A 16,548-nucleotide genomic window follows, 5' to 3' on the forward strand; every position below is an offset into this window, starting at 1 on the left:
CCGTCATCATTGCGAGGAGCAGAGCGACGCGGCAATCCAGAGCGGTGCAAGGCCGCCTCTGGATTGCTTCGCTTCGCTCGCAATGACGATCCAAAACAAAGCCGTCACGCCCTAAAAGGAATAGCTCCCACCATTGGCGACGAGCACCGATCCGGTAACGAAGCTCGCATCGTCGCTGGCAAGATAGAGTGCAGCGGCAGCAATCTCCGCAGGATCGGCCATGCGGCCCAGCGGCACCGACGACTCCATCCCCTTGATCCACTCGGCAGGGATGCCGTTCATGATCGGGGTGTTGGTCGGCCCCGGCGCCAGCGCGTTGACGCGGATGCCGCGCGGCGCGAGTTCGCGCGCAAGCTGGCGCGTCAGGCCGATGATCGCGGCCTTGCTGGTCACATAATGCGGCGAGCCTTCGCCCGATTGCGCCGACGTCGAGGAGATGTTGATGATCGCGCCGGAGGTGCCGTCGGCTGCCTTGATGCGGGCAAATTCTCGCGCGACATAGAAAGGACCGTTGAGGTTGACCGCCATCACCGCCGCCCAGCCGCGATCTTCCATATGGATCAGCTGGTCGACAATCACGTCGGACGCGCCCTTTTCGGCGAGCTCGCCATTGCGCCGCGCCATCGCCGCGTAAAATGGCTCCGACCCGTCGCCCGGCGCCGACCCGATCCCGGCATTGTTGACCGCAATGTCGAGCCGTCCGAACGCCGCGCGCGCCTGTGCCAGCGCGGCAGCGACCGAGGCACTGTCGCCGACATCGCATGCGATCCCCAGCGTTGCCCCGGCCTGATCGGCATCCTCCTGCCGCAGATCGAGCGCCGCAACCTGCGCGCCCTCGGCGACGAAGCGCGCGACCATCGCCTGACCGATCCCGCGCGCAGCGCCGGTGACGACCGCCGCCCTGCCCTGCAAACGCCCGCCCGTCACTGGTTCACCCCCAACGCATCGCGCGCGGCGATATAGCCGAAGGTCAGCGCTGGACCGATCGTCACCCCCGCGCCGGGATAGCTTTCGCCCATCGCCGAGGCGGCATTGTTGCCGATCGCATAGAGCCCAGTGATCGGCGCGCCATCGGCCTGAACAACGCGCGCCTTGTCGTCGGTCCTGAGCCCGCCGTTGGTACCAATGTCGCCCGGGTAGATGGGCATCGCGTAGAACGGTCCCTTGCTCAGCGGCCGCAAACACGGATTGGGGGTGACGCGCGGATCGCCATACATTTTATCATAGGTCGCCAGCCCGCGATCGAAATCGGGGTCGCTGCCTTCGGCCGCGAACTGATTGAAACGGGAAATGGTCGCGGTCAGCGCCGCGGGGTCGACCCCCATGTCCGCTGCCAGCGCCTCGACCGTGTTGCCCTTCTTCAAAATGCCGCGCACTTCGCCGCGCTGGAACCAGTCAGGCATCAACGGCAACAGCGGGCCCACCGGATAATTGTGCCGATATTCATGGTCGAAAACGAACCAACTCGGCGACGCATCGCCATGCTCCTGTTCGCGCCGCGCCATTTGCTGACCAACGATGTGATAGGAGGCGGCCTCGTTGAGATAGCGCTTGCCCTGCTGGCTGACGATGATGCTGCCGGGCAGCGCGCGCTCGATCGTCGACAGCCGCCCGCGATCCTCGCCCGGCACGTAAAAGACCGGCGCCGCCCATGCCGATTGCATGTTCATCGTGTCGGCGCCCGCCGCAACACCCGCGCGGATGCTGTCGCCGGTGTTGCCCGAGGTGCCGCCCGAATAGAGCGTATTCCGGTACAGCGGCGCATGCTCGCTGCGCATCGCGGCATTTTTGTCGAAGCCGCCCGCCGCCAGGATGACCGCCTTGCGCGTGCCGATCCGAAGGTCACGCCCCTGATGCCGCACGACCGCGCCCGTGACCTTGCCGTTTTCGATCACCAGTTGCTGCATCGGACTATCGAGCCACAGCGGCACCTTGCGTTCGTTAAGCGCCAATTTGATTCCGCCGACCAGCGCATTGCCGAGCGTCAGGCGGCGATCCTTGCGCGACTTGAAGCGGAACGGCCAATCGAACCAATAGCGCGCAAGGCTCTTTGCCATATGCCACTGCCAGCCCTTTTGACGGAACAACAGCATATAGGTTTCGTCGAAATGCCAGTTCAAATAGCCGAACAGGCTGGCCGCGGGCGACGCGAAGCGCAGCGTTTCGACATCCTTCCCCAGCCCCCGGCCGTCGATCGGCAACGGCATATGGGTGCGATATCCGGTCGGGCTGCCACCAGGATTTTCGGCGTGATAATCGGGGTAGGGAAAGGCACAGTAGGTTATCGGCGTGTGCGAGCCCATCCAGCGCAGCATCTCCGAAGCGTTCGAGACATAGGCGCGAATATTGGCGTCGGGGACATTGTCGGCTGAAAGCTTGCGAACATAACGAAACGCATCATCGACCTTGTCGTGAAACCCCGCCGCCGCGGCCTGGTCGCTGGCCGGAATCCATATCCCCGCGCCCGAGGTGGCCGAAGTGCCGCCCCATAATTTCTCCTTTTCGACGATCAATACATCGGTGTGATTTTCGGCGCCAACCAGCGCCGACAGCAGCCCGCCCGCCCCCGACCCGACGACCAGCAGATCGACTTCTTTGTCCCAGCTCATGCTTTGCGCTTTCGTCACGACTGATAGGAATAGGGCATGTAGAGCTGCGCCGACTTGCCGCCATCGACGGGCAGCGCCGCGCCGGTGATATAGCTCGCGGCATCAGACAGCATGAAGCAGATCACTTCGGCGAGTTCTTCCGGGTTACCTCCACGCCCCATCGGGATCGCATCGGCGGTCATCGCCGCAACCTCGGGTGCCTTGCGCGCGAAATCCTCGGTCCCCGCGGTCTGCACCTGCCCCGGAACGATCGCATTGACGCGCACCCCGTGACGCGCGCCCTCCATAGCCGCGCAGGCGGTGAAATGGGTGAGCGCCGCTTTTGAGGCCGAATAGCTGGTCATGTTGGTCGCGGCGCGGATGCCGCAGGAGGAGGAGACGTTGACGATCGCGCCCTTGCCCTGCTTCGTCATGATCGCCATCGCCGCCTTGGTGCTGACGAATACCGCATCAGCGTTGACCGCAAAATCCTTGCGCCAATGTTCGAGCTTCAGCTTCGACAGCGGCGCATAATGGGTCGACATCGCATTGTTGACGAGCATGTCGAGCCGCCCGTGGCGCGCCGCGACATCGTCGATCAGCGCGGCGAGCGCATCGAAATCGGTCACGTCCAGCACATGGGTTTCGACCTTGCCGCCCGCGGCTTCGATCTCGGCTTTCGTTTCGGCGAGCTTGTCCTCGCGCCGCGCGCAGACGGCGACGGTCGCGCCGCGCGCCGCCAGCATGGCGGCGGTCGCGCGGCCGATGCCGTCGCTGCCGCCGGTGATGATCGCCACCCGGCCGTCGAAAATTCCGCTCATGCTCGTCACGCTCCCGCTGCTATTTTATTGAGGGCGGCATCCTGCGCCCCGGTGAGGATACAGTGCGTCCCCGTCGGCAGATACATCATCGAGACACAGCGGTTGCACGCGGTGCAACCCGATGCATGCGCCGTCCCCGCCGCCCATTGGTTCACAATTTTCGGATCATGGATCAAGATCCGGCCCATCGCGACGCAATCAAAGCCGTCGGCCATCGCTATTTCGACCCCTTCGATCGAATGGACCCCGCCCAGATAGGCGAGCGGCATCGTCACCGCTTCGCGGATCTTCAGCGCATGATCGCGCAGGTAATTTTCGTGAAACACGACATTCTGCGGCTCGGTCAGCGATTGCAGCCACATCCCCATGCGGATGATCGGGTTCGGATTGCTCGCGCGATTTTCCTTCGGAAAGGAGGAGCCGAACATCGCGGTGATCGATTCGACGTTCAACCCGTTCGACAGCACCGCCATATGCGCGCCGGTGCGTTCGAGGATGCGCGCGACCTGCACGCCATCGGCGATCTGGTTGCCCCGCGCGGTGCCGTCGGTCATGCTATATTTGACGACGACCGCCAGATCCTTGCCAACCGCATCGAGCACCCGCGACAAGACTTCAGCCGGGAAACGCATCCGCTTTTCGATCGTCCCGCCAAATTCGTCGCGGCGCTTATTATAGACGGGCGAGATGAACTGGCTGAGCAGATAGCCGTGGCCCATATGCAGTTCGACCGCATCGAACCCCGCCTCGCGCGCCAGCTTCGCCGCCTCAACGAACTCGTCGGCCATCGCGGCGATTTCATCGCGGTTCATACGCTTCTTGAACCAGCGCTTCGACAGCATGCCGACCTTGTTAAAGCCACCGCTCGACGATGGCGGTCGCTTCGCCTGCAATTGATCGGGGCCGAGGAAGGTGAACGACCCGGCGTGGGTGATCTGCGCGCAGGCGGCGGCACCATGGCGGTGGACGCCGTCGGTCAGCGCCCGAAAGTCGACGATTGATTCGCGTTCGAGCGTCGCCTGATCGACGAAGGTGCGTCCGTCGCGGCTGGTCGCGCAATAGGCGACGGTCGACATTGCGGCGCCGCCCTCGGCCACGCGCTCGTGGAACAGCGCCAATCCCTTGGAAACCACGCCATTCTTGGCCATGCCTTCATTTGTCGCGGCCTTGATGAAGCGGTTTCGCAGCGTCAGCGGCCCCAGGGTGAGCGGGAAAAAGGGGGAAGCAGCCTCTCCAGACATGCGGGTTCCTTACTTGGTTTCAATAACGCAATTGACGCTCTGCGTGTCTTTATGTCAAGCTCATGCGTAATTTGAAAACAAAAAAATTACGAATCATGGAGAGTTTTGCGGATGACCGATCGAATCATCATTGTGACCGGAGCCGGCCAGGGGGTCGGTCAGGGCATCGCCCTCGCCTTCGCCGCGCAGGGCGACACCGTCGTACTGGCCGGCCGGACATTGTCCAAGCTCGCCGAAACCAAGCGGATGATCGACCAGCGCGGCCAAGGCACAGCGCGCGCGATCGAATGCAACGTCAAGTCGGCGGCATCGCTGGGCGAACTGGTGTCGCAAACCGTCGCCGAATTTGGCGGCATCGATATACTGGTCAACAATGCGCAGGAAGTCCCCAACGGCGAATTGCTCGCGGTCGCCGACGACGCCTTCATCGCCGGCTTTGAATCGGGTCCGCTCGCGACGCTGCGGCTGATGAAGCTGGTACAGCCGCATATGGCGGCGCGCGGCGGTGGTGTGATTTTCAACCTCGTCTCGTCGGTCATCCACCGCTGGGACATGACCGGATATGGCGCCTATGCCGCGACGAAAAGCGCGATCCAGTCGCTGACGCGCGGCGCGGCGGCCGAATGGGGTAAAGACAAGATCCGCGTCCTCAACGTCGCGCCGCACGCCGAATCGCCGGGCCTGAAAGGCTGGGCGGAGAAAAATCCCGACGAGGCGCGCGCCTTCTTCAAGACGATCCCGCTCGGCCGCGTCGGTCAATGCGAGGAGGATATCGGCCGCGCGGTCGTCGCCCTGTGCGGCCCCGAGATGGCGTATCTCACCGGCGCGACGATCCCGCTCGACGGCGGCCAGGCCAATTTCGACTAGGCGCGCTTGACGCGCGTCGAGCATCGGGCGGACGATACGCCCAACCATACCATCACGGCCCGCCGCAACCGGCAGGCGTCACACGACAAAATAATGGGAGACTGACATGACCGAACCGAAAATCGCCCTCGTCACCGGGGCCAGCCGCGGTGCCGGCGCGGGCATCGCACGCGGGCTGGGCGAGAAAGGCATGACCGTTTATGTCACCGGACGGACGCTGACGCCGGGCGATGCCAAGGGCTGGGACGGCACCGTTCTTCCCGGCACCGTCGCCGAAACCGCCGAGGCGGTAACGAAGGCCGGCGGCAAGGGCATCGCGGTCGTTTGCGACCACGCCGACGACGCGCAGGTCGAACGCCTGTTCGCGCAGATCGCCGCCGAACAGGGACGGCTCGATATCCTCGTCAACAACGCCGCCTATATGCACCACCAGCTGATCGAGAAAAAACCTTTCTGGGAAAAGGAAATCGCCGCAGCGAACATCCTCGATGTCGGGCTGCGCTCGGCCTATGTCGCGAGTTGGCATGCGGCGCGGATGATGGTGCCGCAGGGCTCGGGGCTGATCGCCTTCGGCTCCTCCTTTGGCGCGAGCTGCTATATGCACGGCCCTGCCTATGGCGCGCAAAAGGCCGGGGTCGACAAATTCGCGCACGATATGGAGCATGATCTGCGCGACACCGGCGTGCGGACGATTTCGGTGTGGATGGGGCCCCTGATCACCGAACGATCGACGATCGCACGCGAGGTGAACCCCGAACAATATGAAGGCTTTATCGAGACCGCCGAAAATCCCGAATTCACCGGCCATATCCTCCACGCACTTGCTCGCGACCCGCTCGGCGCGACGCTGTCGGGCCATACCGTCGTCGGCGCCGAAGTCGCCCGCGACCTCGGCATCACCGATCGCGGCAAGGAGCGCCCGTCTTACCGCGAGATGCTGGGTAGCCCGAATGAGCCGAATCCGGCGGCGGTTTATTAAGAATATTACGCAGCGCTGCGATAGAAATTCTCGCACTTGCAATTATTCGTAATTTGATACAAAAATAATTACGCAAAATACGATCGACATGGAGTCGACGCACATCAACGGACAGAAATGAGGGTGGTTTGAAAACGCAATTTCACATTGCCGACCTGTTCGAGACGGTGGCCGATGCCGTACCCGACCGGCTGGCGATCCAGGGTCCCGACGAGAGCCTGACCTATCGCGAGCTCGACGATCGCAGTGATGCACTCGCGCGCGGATTGCTCGCGCAGGGCATCGTTCGCGGCGATCATGTCGGCCTCTATATGCGCAACCGCGCCGAATATCTCGAGGCCTATCTCGCGGCGATCAAGATCGGCGCGGTGCCGTTCAACGTCAATTACCGCTATCAGCGCGCCGAACTCCTCTATCTGTTCCAGAACGCCGACGCGGCGTGCATCGTCCACGACGGCGAATATACCGCACCGGTCGACGAACTGCGCGCGCAGCTTCCGAAACTGAAGCTGGCAGTTTGCGCCGATGGCGATGACGGGCTCTCGATCAACTACGACAGCCTCCTCATCCCCGGCGAAAAGCAACGCTACGAACGCTCCGAAGATGATTATATGCTGCTCTATACGGGCGGCACCACGGGCATGCCCAAGGGCGTGATGTGGCCGCACAAGGCTTTCTTCTACGGCTGCGCGGGCGGTGCGGGCTATTTCCATCCCGCCGGACCGATCGCAGCGCCCGAGGACATAAGGAGCCGCGCCGCCGAGGGACCGCCGCTCAAGATGTTCACCATCGCGCCGCTGATGCATGGCGCCGCAATCTGGTCGGCGTGGACCGCGCTGCTCGCGGGGCTGACCGTCGTTCTCGATCGCAGCATAGCCTTCGATCCCGCCGCGATCTGGGACCGGGTCGATCGCGATCAGGCCAATCTGATCCAGGTCGTCGGTGACGCGATGGCGATCCCGCTGCGCGATGCGCTGCGCGACCATCCGGGCCGCTGGTCGCTCACCAGCGTCTATAATTTCGGGTCGGGCGGCGCGCTCTTTTCGCCGCATGTTCAGGACGACCTTCTCAACCTGCTCCCCAACGCCGCGATCACCAACGGCATGGGCGCGTCCGAAACCGGGACCAGCCTGTCGGTCAAAGCGACCGATGGCGGGATGCTCCGAGTACCGTGCGACTACACCCAGCGCATTTTCGTCAGCGACCGCTTTGCCGAACCCGGCGAAATCGGGCTGATCGGCCGCAGCGGCCATGTCCCTGTCGGCTATTATAACGATCCCGAAAAGACCGCCGAAACCTTCCGCACCATCGACGGGCGCAACTGGGCGATCACCGGCGACAGCGGCTATGTCGATGGCGACGGCATGATCAATTTTCTCGGGCGCGGGTCGAACTGCATCAATTCGGGCGGCGAGAAGATTTTCCCCGAAGAGGTCGAGCGCGAATTGCGCGCGCATCCCGCGATCCTCGACGCCCTCGTCGTCGGCATCGACGACGAGCGATGGGGGCAAAAGGTCGCCGCGGTGGTATCGCTGCGCGACCGCCACGACCGCCCCGAACCGGCGGCGATCGCCGATTTCATCAAGAGGCGGCTCGCCGCATACAAGACCCCCCGGACGATCGTCTGGGCCGACACGATCCAGCGGTCGGCGGCCGGAAAGCCCGACTATGCCTGGGCCAAGCAACAGGTAGAGGCAGCGTGAAGCACAGCGACCCCATTTTCGATGCCGTCACCGCGCCCGGCACCCCCTTTGAACTGGGCGAACGGGGCGGCATGCGCCGCTTCGTCAACGCCCCCGACGACCTCAACCAACTGATCGAAAGCGCCCGCGCGTTCGGCGACCGGGTCTGCGTTGCCGAGGGCGACACCCATTGGACCTATGCCCAGATGTTCGCGCGGCGCGACGCGCTGGCGGGCATCCTCGACATCGAACGCGGCGACCGCGTCGCCATCTGCATGCGCAACCGCAGCGAATGGATGATCGGCTTTCTCGCGACGATCCGCTGCGGCGGCGTCGCCGCACTGCTCAACAGCCGGGGCTCGCCGAGCGAGCTTTGCGCCGCGATCGACGATGTATCGCCCGCCGTCGTGCTTGCCGACAGCGGCCGCGCCGCCTTGCTGCGCGAGGGCGGCTATACCGGCCGACTCATCGTCGTAGCGGATTTCCCCGCAACAGGCACCGCGCCTGCCAACATCACCCCCGCAAAGAAAAGCGATCCCGCGGCGATCCTTTTCACCTCGGGCACCACCGGCCGCGTCAAGGGCGCGGTGCTGACCCACGAAAATCTGATGACCGGGATCATGGGTACGCAATTGGCGGGGACGATGGTCCTCCACAACACCGCGCGCGACCTGAAGATTCCGGTGTCGGTGATCCTCGAAAATATGCCGCAGCAGGTCACCATGCTGGTCGTTCCGCTGTTTCATATTTCGGGGCTGGGCGCGAGCTTCCTGTCGCCCTTGCTCGCCGGATCGAAAATCGTCGTCATGCGGCGCTGGGCGGCCGACGAGGCCATGGAGTTGATCGAGCGCGAAAAGGTCACGATGTTTTCGGGCGTCCCGACGATGATGTGGGACATCGTTCACGCCGGAAAAGGCAAAAAGGCCGACCTGTCGAGCCTGCGCAACATCGGAATGGGCGGTCAGGCAATGCCGGTCAGCCTGCTCAACGAATTGCGCGCCGCCTGCCCCGATGTCGTGATGGGCACTGGGTACGGCATGACCGAAACCTCGGGCAGCGTCGCGATGAGCATGGGCGAGGACTTCATCCGCAACCGCGCCTCGGCCGGGCGGGTGCTGTCGCTCGTCGATGTGCGGATCGAGGGCCCCGACGGGAACGTGCTTCCCGCCGGCGAAGTCGGCGAAATTGTCGTGCGCGGCCCGATGGTCATGCAGGGCTATTGGCAACGCCCAGAGGAAACCGCGGCGGTCCTGTCCCCCGACGGCTGGCTCAAGACCGGCGACGTCGGGCTGATCGACCCCGAAGGCTATATCTTCATCGTCGATCGCGCGAAGGACATGGTCATTTCGGGCGGCGAGAATATCTATTGCGCCGAGGTCGAGCGCATCGTCAACGCGATGCCCGAAGTCGTCGAATGTGCCGCCTTTGGCATCGCCGATGACCGGCTCGGCGAATTGCTCGTCGCGCGCGTGGTCGGCGACAATGTCGACGCCGCCGCGATCATCGCCGAGGTGGCCGACAAGCTCGCGCGTTACAAAGCACCCGCGCAGGTCCGGGTCGACGCCGCCCCCCTGCCCCGCAACGATGTCGGCAAGATCGACAAGAAACGCCTCCGCACCGAATGGACTAGGACAGAAGGAAACCCCGCATAATGGCTATGCCCAAAGACATCGGCATTATCGACTGCATGCTCGGGATTCCCGAAAGCGAACATCGCGCCGACTGGTTCGACAGCTTCAAGCCGATGATCAAGGATGCCGAAACGCTGAAGCAATTCTCGATGCCCGCGCAATATATGTTCAAGGACATTCCGCAGTCGGGCGCGGTCGACGATTTCGTCCAATGGACGGTCGACGAGATGGACCGGTTCAACATCGACAAGGCGATGGTCGGCTGGAACGATAATGCGACCTCGCGCCGCGCGAAGGAGAAGTTCGGCGACCGTTTCTTCTTCGATCTGCCGTGCGATCCCAACAAGGGGGTCGAGGAGGTCCGCCGCATCAAGCGCATCCATGCCGAGGTCGGGCTGTCGGCGATCAGCGTGTTTCCAGCGGGCACGCTGCCGCAGGTCGCGATCAACCATAAATATATGTTCCCGCTCTATACCTGCGCCGCCGAACTCGGCCTGCCGATCTGCCTCAACGCCGGGATTCCGGGGCCGCGCATTCCGATGGAAACGCAAAAGGTCGAGCATCTCGACGAGGTATGCTGGTTCTTCCCCGACCTCAAGGTCGTGATGCGCCACGGCGCCGAGCCGTGGGAGGCGCTGGCGGTCAAGCTGATGCTAAAATGGCCGAACCTCTATTATTCGACCAGCGCCTTTGCCCCCAAACATTATCCCAAGGCGATCATCGATTACGCGAACACGCGCGGCGCCGACAAGATCATCTATGCCGGATATTTCCCGATGGGGCTGAGCCTCGACCGGATTTTCAGCGACATGCCGAACGTGCCCTTCAAGGACGAGGTGTGGCCGAAATTCCTGCGCGAAAACGCGATCAAAGTCTTTGGATTGGGAGCCTGAGCGATGAATGACAGCGTCACTGATGCCCGCACCGCGCCCGTCGCGGTTTGGCGGTTGCTCGAGAATATGTCGAAGGACGAGTTGAAGGCGTGGCGTATCGCCCCGATCGACAATGCCGTCCCAGCGGCGGAGCGCAACCTCGACACCCCTTACCCCTTTGGCTGGTATCCCGCGCTGCTCTCGGACGAGTTGCAGGTCGGTGAGGTAAAGCCGCTGCGCTATTTTTCAACCGAGCTGGCGATCTGGCGCGGCGAAGACGGGACGGTGCGGATGCTCGACGCCTATTGCAAGCATCTCGGCGCGCACATGGGGCATGGCGGCAAGGTCAACCGCAATCTGCTCGAATGTCCGTTCCACGCCTGGCGCTATGACGGCGAAGAAGGCGTGGTTAAGGACATTCCTTACGCGCGCGCCATCCCGCCGCAGGTGAAGCGCAAATGCACCCGCACCTGGCATATCCGCGAAGCCAACCGGATCATCTGGATGTGGTATCACCCCGACGATGTCGCGCCCTTGTTCGAGGTCGTCCACAGCCCCGAGGCGACCGATCCCGACTGGAGCGAATTCCAGATCGCCGAGTGGAATATCTATGGCAGCATCCAGAATATGGCCGAGAACGGCGTCGATTTCGCCCATTTCAAATTCATCCACGGCACCGCGAACCTACCGATGGGCGAGTTGCATTGGGGCGACGGCTATGATCGCAGCAGCGTGCTGCGCGCCAAAATGGGCACCCCGCGCGGCGAGGTCGATGGCGAGATCACCAGCGCGTCGCAGGGTCCGGGCCAAAATTGGGTGCGGTTCACCGGCATCTGCGAGACGCTGCTGATCGCCTGCGTCACCCCCGTCGAGAAGGACCATCTGAAGGTCCGCTATCTCTACACTCAGCCGAAATCGCAAAAGGACGGCCCCAACGCGGGGCTCGCCCGCGCGATTATCGCCGACGTCAACAAGCAGATGGATCAGGACAAGGTGGTGTGGGACCGGATGCGCTATGAGCCCAATCCGATCATCTGTGACGGCGACGGCCCGATCCCCAAATTCCGCCAATTCTACTCGCGCTATTACACAGCGCCGACCGCTGTCAGAGCGAGCGCCTGAATGGGGCCCCCATCGGATCTGACCCGCCGCGACCTGCTGACAAGCGGTGCCGCGGCGGCGGCAATGGTCGCGCTCCCGCAGGCGGCACAAGCGAAGGGAGGGGTGATGCGAAGCGACCCATTGGACGATCACGACGCGCTCGGCCTCGCCAAGCTCGTGCGCGATAAAGCCGTATCGCCCGCCGAACTGCTCGACATAGCCGTCGCGCGCGCCGAGGCCAGCAATCCGCGCTTCAACTTCATGGCGCAGAAACTTTATGATTCCGGCAAGAAGGCGATCGCCGACGGGCTGCCCAGAGGGCCGTTCCAGGGAGTGCCGTTGCTGGTCAAGGATCTGAACACCCATATCGCGGGCGAGCGCAGCGGACAGGGGAGCCGCTTCTATGCGGACTATCGCCCCGACTATACGTCCGAACTCGTGCGGCGCCATCAGGCCGCTGGTTTCGTGATCTTCGGCAAGACGACGACCCCTGAGTTCGGGTTGACCGGCACTACGGAATCGCTGGCCACTGGCCTGACGCGCAACCCATGGAACCCCGACCATATCGCCGGCGGATCGAGCGGAGGCTCGGCGGCGGCAATCGCGGCGGGGGTCGTCCCGCTCGCCCATGCCTCCGACGGCGGCGGGTCGATCCGTATCCCGGCGTCGTGCTGCGGCCTGTTTGGGCTGAAGCCCAGCCGTGGCCGTGTGCCGATGGGGCCGAAGCGGACCGAAGGCTGGGGCGGGCTATCGACCCATCATGCGATCAGCCGGACGGTACGCGATTCCGCCGCGATGCTCGATGCGACCCACGGCGTCGAAATCGGGTCGCGCTATGGCGCGCCGACCCCCGACGGCAGCTTTTTGTCACAAGTCACCAAAGCGCCGGGCAAGCTGCGCGTCGCGCTGATGCTCGACACGCCCGGCGGAACACCCGTCGATCCCGAATGCGCGGCTGCGGCGCGCGCGGCGGCGAAGCTGCTCGAAAGCCTCGGCCATTATGTCGAAGAAGCCTCGCCCAAGGTGAATGCGCAAGCGATCGGCATGGCCAATTTCGCAACGATTTCCAGCGCGCTCGCCGCCGATATCGAGGATCGCGCCAAGCTGACTGGCATCGCGCCATCGCCCGACGTGCTCGAAAAAGTGACCCTGATCTTCCTGCAATATAGCAAGAATTTCAAAGCCATCGACGCGGTCCGCGCGAGCAATATCTATCAGGAAACCGCGATCGCGCTGGGGCAGTTCATGACCAGCTACGACATCATCCTGTCGCCGACGATGGCGATGCCACCGGTCAAGCTCGGGCGGCTCGACATGATGCCCGCCGACTTCGAAAAATGGGGACAGGATGCCTCGGCGTTCACGCCATGGACCGGGCTGTTCAATGTCAGCGGCCAGCCGAGCATGTCGATGCCGCTGGCGATGTCGGCGGGCGGCCTGCCGATCGGGGTGATGATGACCGGCCGTTATGGCGACGAAACCACGCTGCTGCGCCTCGCCGGACAGGTCGAGCGAGCCGCGCCCTGGTTCGACAAGCGGCCCGCCTGACTATCGGGGGCGCCAAGCCCCGCCCAAATTTTAAGAAGCAAGGAAGACCAATGCGCGGACTGAACGGAAAAATCGGAGTGGTCGCGGGCGGCGGACGCGGGATCGGCGCGGCGACCGCGATGCGGCTCGCCGACGAGGGCGCACTCGTCGTCGTCGGCGACATCAATGAGGAATGGGCGAAGGACAGCGCCGCCGCGATCACCAAAAAGGGCGGCAAGGCGATCGGCGTCTATCTCGACGGGACCAGCGCGGATTCGCAGAAAGCCATCGTCGCTGCCGCGCTTGCCGAATTTGGCGGGCTCGACTTCTTCCATTCGAACCTCGCGGGCGGGACCGAGGGCGACGTTGATGCTCTTAACTGCCCCGAAGATGTCTTCGACCGCTCGGTCGCGATCAACCTGAAAAGCCATTTGCTGGCGACGCAGGCCGCGCTCCCCGCGATGCTCGAACATGGCGGCGGCGGCGCGATGATCTATACCAGTAGCGGCGCCGCATCGGCGGGCGCGGCGTGGCAGGTCGCCTATCCGATGACCAAGAACGGCATCCACGCGCTCGCCCGCCATGTCGCCGCTAAATGGGGCAAGGACGGCATCCGCGCCAATGTGATCTGCCCCGGGCTGATCATGACCGAGGCCGTCGCGCAGCATCTGTCCGAGGCGCAGGTCAACGACATGCGCCAGCGCACCCCGTCCCCACGGCTAGGCAAGCCCGACGATATTGCAGGCGCGGTGGCCTTCCTCGCGTCGGACGACGGCATCTTCATCAACGGCCAGGTCTGGCACGTCAACGGCGGCACTCAGATGCGCGACTAGCGCACGCGGACAAGCTGCAAACCGGAATATGAGGAGAATCAGGTGAACATATCGGTCGCAGCGTCGCCGACAGCGGCACGGCAGTCCAGCCCATGGGTGGTGCTGATCGTCTTTCTGTTCATCTATATCTTCAACTACGCCGACCGCTATCTGATCTCGGGGCTGGTCGATCCGATCAAGGCCGAATTTGGCGTCGGCGACCAGTTTATGGGGCTGTTGATGGGCCCGGCCTTCGCCGTGCTCTATACCACCATCGGCATCCCGATCGCGCGCCTCGCGGACCGCTCGTCGCGCATCGCGATCATTTGCATCGGCTGCCTGATATGGAGCCTGTTCACCGGCCTGTCGGGCTTTGCCACCGGGCCATGGACGCTCGCGCTGGCGCGCGTCGGCGTCGGCGTTGGCGAAGCCGCCTTCGTCGCCCCCGCCTATTCGATCCTGTCCGATTATTTCCGCCCCGAAAAGCGCGGCATGGCCTTTGCCGTTCTCGGCCTTGCGGTCTATTTCGGCCAGATCACCGGCTATGCGGTCGGCCCGCGCATCGCCGACGCCCATGACTGGCGTATGGCCTTTTTCGTCATGGCGGTCCCCGGCATCCTGCTGTCGGGCATCGCCTGGCTGCTGGTCCGCGAACCGACCCGCAAGCAGATATTGACCGTCGCAAACCAGATCCCGCTCCTTCCGCTGACGAAAAAGCTGATCCGGTCATCGGCCTTTGTCCTGATGATGATCGCGATGGGGCTCGGCACATTGTCGGGGGTCAGCTTCGGTTTCTGGGGGCCCGCCCTGTTCACCCGCCTCTATGACGTACCGCTGGCCGAGGCGAGCAGCACCTTCGGCCTCTATTTCGGCAGCGCCGGCCTGATCGGCATGCTCTTGTTCGGCGCCTTCGCTGATAAGGCAGCGAAGGGGGGGCTCGAACGCCCGCTAAAAATGGCGGCGGGCGCACTGCTTGCCGCATCGGTCTGCATCATGCTCGTCACCTGGAGCGACAGTCTCGCCATGGCGAAACTCTTTGCCATCCCCTCCGGTCTGCTCGGCGGCGGCTGGTCGATCGGCATCATGGCATCGCTGCAATATCTGCTGCCCGACCGTTTCCGGGCCACCGGGACAGCGCTGTTCATCATGGTCACGACCTTTTTGGGATTTGTCGTCGGGCCGTGGGCGACGGGCGCGCTGAGCCAATATTTCGGCGATGGCGACCTGTCGCTGCGTTGGGCGCTGACCATCATCATCCCCACCGGGATGGTCGCTGCGGTGCTGGCGTGGCTCGGCGCGCGCTATCTGGAATCCGATCGCGCGATCCTGGCCGACCCCGATGCCGCATAGACCCAGCCCATTCGTTCCACTTCGCCCGATGAAAAGATGGACTAGCCTGTGAAAAGAAATAAAAGTCCGGCGATGAAGAATGATTTTGAAATTGACGATACCGATCGCGCGATCATTGACGAACTGCGCCGCAACGGACGTGCGACCAACCAGCAGATCGCCGAGGGACTCAATCTGACCGCGGCGACCGTCTCCAGCCGGATCCGGCGGATGGAAAATGCAAACAAGCTGCGCGTCGTCGCGGTCTCTGATTTCCGCGCCCACGGCTATAATGTGCTGATGGAGGTCGCGATCGAGGTCGACAACCGCCCCGCCACCGACGTCGCCCAGGAACTCGCCGCGCTTCCCGAAGTGTTTGCCGCGCACCTGACCACCGGACGGTACGACATCGATCTTTTGGTCGTACTCCAAACCATCGACCAGCTTCCCGATTTGCTGATGAACAAGTTCGGCAAGATCAAGGGCATCAGGTCGATGATCCCCGCCATCGCTGTCGATATCGTCAAATATAAATTCGACGTCGCGCCCATTGAAGCAAGAGAAGACTGATGGCGGATAGCCCGATCGACGAGATGGACCGCCAGCTGATCGAAATGCTGTCGCAGGACGCGCGCATGTCGAACCGCAAAATCGCCCTCGAACTGAATGTGACCGAGGGAACCGTGCGCGGCCGCATCAAGCGGCTGCAACAGGAAAAGCTGATGTCGTTTACCGCGATCACCAGCGTCGATCTCGGCGAAGCGAGCAAGCTGGCGTTCATCGGAATCCAGGCCGACATGGGCAATCTGAAATCGATCGCCGACACGATCTCTGAAATCAGCCTGGTCACCAGCGTGCTGATCACGATGGGCCGGTTCAACATATTGGCCATTTGTCTGTTCGACGATCTGGAACAGCTGCATTCGGTGGCGTCGGATCAGATCCTCGCGCTGCGCGGGGTTCACCATGTCGAAACGTCGGTGGTCGTGAAGACGCTGAAATATAACAGCCGCATTGTCCGCATCACCGACGACTAAAGTTCCGCAACCAACCCATGTCGCGTAACCTATGCCATATTATGCTACGCAGTTGCTCGCA

The 16,548-nt window shown here is 63.2% G+C and carries 15 protein-coding genes; 11 read left to right on the forward strand and 4 right to left on the reverse strand.

What is annotated here, in order from left to right; all coding sequences use genetic code 11:
- Positions 1-111: 111 nt before the first annotated feature.
- Genes CDQ91_RS10690 through CDQ91_RS10705 form a run of 4 tightly spaced genes read right to left on the reverse strand, consistent with a single transcriptional unit; the run spans position 112 to position 4,650 of the window.
- Entirely contained in the window at positions 112-927 is an 816-nt protein-coding gene (locus tag CDQ91_RS10690; RefSeq protein ID WP_237245936.1) for an SDR family NAD(P)-dependent oxidoreductase, read from the reverse strand.
- On the reverse strand, positions 924-2,609 hold the full coding sequence (locus tag CDQ91_RS10695) for an FAD-binding protein (RefSeq protein WP_088472725.1): 1,686 nt from the start codon (positions 2,607-2,609) through the stop codon (positions 924-926). The genes CDQ91_RS10690 and CDQ91_RS10695 overlap by 4 nt, the downstream gene beginning before the upstream one ends.
- A 14-nt stretch (positions 2,610-2,623) precedes the next feature.
- Positions 2,624-3,409, reverse strand: a complete 786-nt coding sequence (locus CDQ91_RS10700) for an SDR family NAD(P)-dependent oxidoreductase (RefSeq protein ID WP_088472726.1) — start codon at positions 3,407-3,409, stop codon at positions 2,624-2,626.
- A gap of 5 nt (positions 3,410-3,414) precedes the next feature.
- Positions 3,415-4,650, reverse strand: a complete 1,236-nt coding sequence (locus CDQ91_RS10705) for an NADH:flavin oxidoreductase (RefSeq protein WP_088472727.1) — start codon at positions 4,648-4,650, stop codon at positions 3,415-3,417.
- A gap of 111 nt (positions 4,651-4,761) precedes the next feature.
- Here CDQ91_RS10705 and CDQ91_RS10710 point away from each other — a divergent pair, with 111 nt between their 5' ends.
- The 11 genes from CDQ91_RS10710 to CDQ91_RS10760 all read left to right on the forward strand — a co-directional run bounded on the left by CDQ91_RS10710 (position 4,762) and on the right by CDQ91_RS10760 (position 16,487).
- Positions 4,762-5,517 (forward strand): SDR family NAD(P)-dependent oxidoreductase, encoded by a 756-nt coding sequence (locus tag CDQ91_RS10710; RefSeq protein ID WP_088472728.1) that lies wholly within the window; start codon positions 4,762-4,764, stop codon positions 5,515-5,517.
- A 106-nt stretch (positions 5,518-5,623) separates the two neighbouring features.
- Entirely contained in the window at positions 5,624-6,496 is an 873-nt protein-coding gene (locus CDQ91_RS10715) for an SDR family NAD(P)-dependent oxidoreductase (RefSeq protein WP_088472729.1), read from the forward strand.
- Between the two features lie 128 nt (positions 6,497-6,624).
- Complete coding sequence (locus tag CDQ91_RS10720) at positions 6,625-8,199, forward strand: AMP-binding protein (RefSeq protein WP_158213661.1); 1,575 nt, start codon at positions 6,625-6,627, stop codon at positions 8,197-8,199.
- The gene (locus tag CDQ91_RS10725) at positions 8,196-9,830 is read left to right on the forward strand and encodes a class I adenylate-forming enzyme family protein (RefSeq protein WP_088472731.1); all 1,635 of its coding nucleotides are present in this window, start codon (positions 8,196-8,198) and stop codon (positions 9,828-9,830) included. Before CDQ91_RS10720 ends, CDQ91_RS10725 begins: the two co-directional genes overlap by 4 nt.
- Positions 9,830-10,702, forward strand: a complete 873-nt coding sequence (locus tag CDQ91_RS10730; RefSeq protein WP_088472732.1) for an amidohydrolase family protein — start codon at positions 9,830-9,832, stop codon at positions 10,700-10,702. Before CDQ91_RS10725 ends, CDQ91_RS10730 begins: the two co-directional genes overlap by 1 nt.
- Positions 10,703-10,705: 3 nt before the next feature.
- Positions 10,706-11,803, forward strand: coding sequence for a Rieske 2Fe-2S domain-containing protein (locus CDQ91_RS10735; RefSeq protein WP_237245937.1), 1,098 nt, complete (start codon positions 10,706-10,708; stop codon positions 11,801-11,803).
- Positions 11,804-13,330: an amidase gene (locus CDQ91_RS10740; protein WP_088472733.1), complete on the forward strand. Its 1,527-nt coding sequence runs from the start codon at positions 11,804-11,806 to the stop codon at positions 13,328-13,330.
- A gap of 50 nt (positions 13,331-13,380) precedes the next feature.
- Positions 13,381-14,142: an SDR family NAD(P)-dependent oxidoreductase gene (locus CDQ91_RS10745; protein ID WP_088472734.1), complete on the forward strand. Its 762-nt coding sequence runs from the start codon at positions 13,381-13,383 to the stop codon at positions 14,140-14,142.
- 42 nt (positions 14,143-14,184) lie between these two features.
- Positions 14,185-15,471: a spinster family MFS transporter gene (locus CDQ91_RS10750; protein WP_088472735.1), complete on the forward strand. Its 1,287-nt coding sequence runs from the start codon at positions 14,185-14,187 to the stop codon at positions 15,469-15,471.
- 48 nt (positions 15,472-15,519) lie between these two features.
- The gene (locus CDQ91_RS10755) at positions 15,520-16,020 is read left to right on the forward strand and encodes an Lrp/AsnC family transcriptional regulator (protein WP_237245938.1); all 501 of its coding nucleotides are present in this window, start codon (positions 15,520-15,522) and stop codon (positions 16,018-16,020) included.
- Positions 16,020-16,487, forward strand: a complete 468-nt coding sequence (locus tag CDQ91_RS10760) for an Lrp/AsnC family transcriptional regulator (protein ID WP_088472737.1) — start codon at positions 16,020-16,022, stop codon at positions 16,485-16,487. Before CDQ91_RS10755 ends, CDQ91_RS10760 begins: the two co-directional genes overlap by 1 nt.
- The last annotated feature ends 61 nt before the right edge of the window (positions 16,488-16,548 follow it).

The sequence above is a fragment of the Sphingopyxis witflariensis genome (assembly GCF_002205635.1).
In the GTDB taxonomy this organism is placed as follows: Bacteria; Pseudomonadota; Alphaproteobacteria; order Sphingomonadales; family Sphingomonadaceae; genus Sphingopyxis; species Sphingopyxis witflariensis.

Coding starts and splice junctions, on each gene's coding strand:
- CDQ91_RS10695 (WP_088472725.1), bottom strand. CDS start 2,609: ATGAGCTGGGACAAAGAAGTCGATCTGCTGGTCGTCGGGTCGGGGGCG.
- CDQ91_RS10700 (WP_088472726.1), bottom strand. CDS start 3,409: ATGAGCGGAATTTTCGACGGCCGGGTGGCGATCATCACCGGCGGCAGC.
- CDQ91_RS10705 (WP_088472727.1), bottom strand. CDS start 4,650: ATGTCTGGAGAGGCTGCTTCCCCCTTTTTCCCGCTCACCCTGGGGCCG.
- CDQ91_RS10710 (WP_088472728.1), top strand. CDS start 4,762: ATGACCGATCGAATCATCATTGTGACCGGAGCCGGCCAGGGGGTCGGT.
- CDQ91_RS10715 (WP_088472729.1), top strand. CDS start 5,624: ATGACCGAACCGAAAATCGCCCTCGTCACCGGGGCCAGCCGCGGTGCC.
- CDQ91_RS10730 (WP_088472732.1), top strand. CDS start 9,830: ATGGCTATGCCCAAAGACATCGGCATTATCGACTGCATGCTCGGGATT.
- CDQ91_RS10735 (WP_237245937.1), top strand. CDS start 10,706: ATGAATGACAGCGTCACTGATGCCCGCACCGCGCCCGTCGCGGTTTGG.
- CDQ91_RS10740 (WP_088472733.1), top strand. CDS start 11,804: ATGGGGCCCCCATCGGATCTGACCCGCCGCGACCTGCTGACAAGCGGT.
- CDQ91_RS10745 (WP_088472734.1), top strand. CDS start 13,381: ATGCGCGGACTGAACGGAAAAATCGGAGTGGTCGCGGGCGGCGGACGC.
- CDQ91_RS10760 (WP_088472737.1), top strand. CDS start 16,020: ATGGCGGATAGCCCGATCGACGAGATGGACCGCCAGCTGATCGAAATG.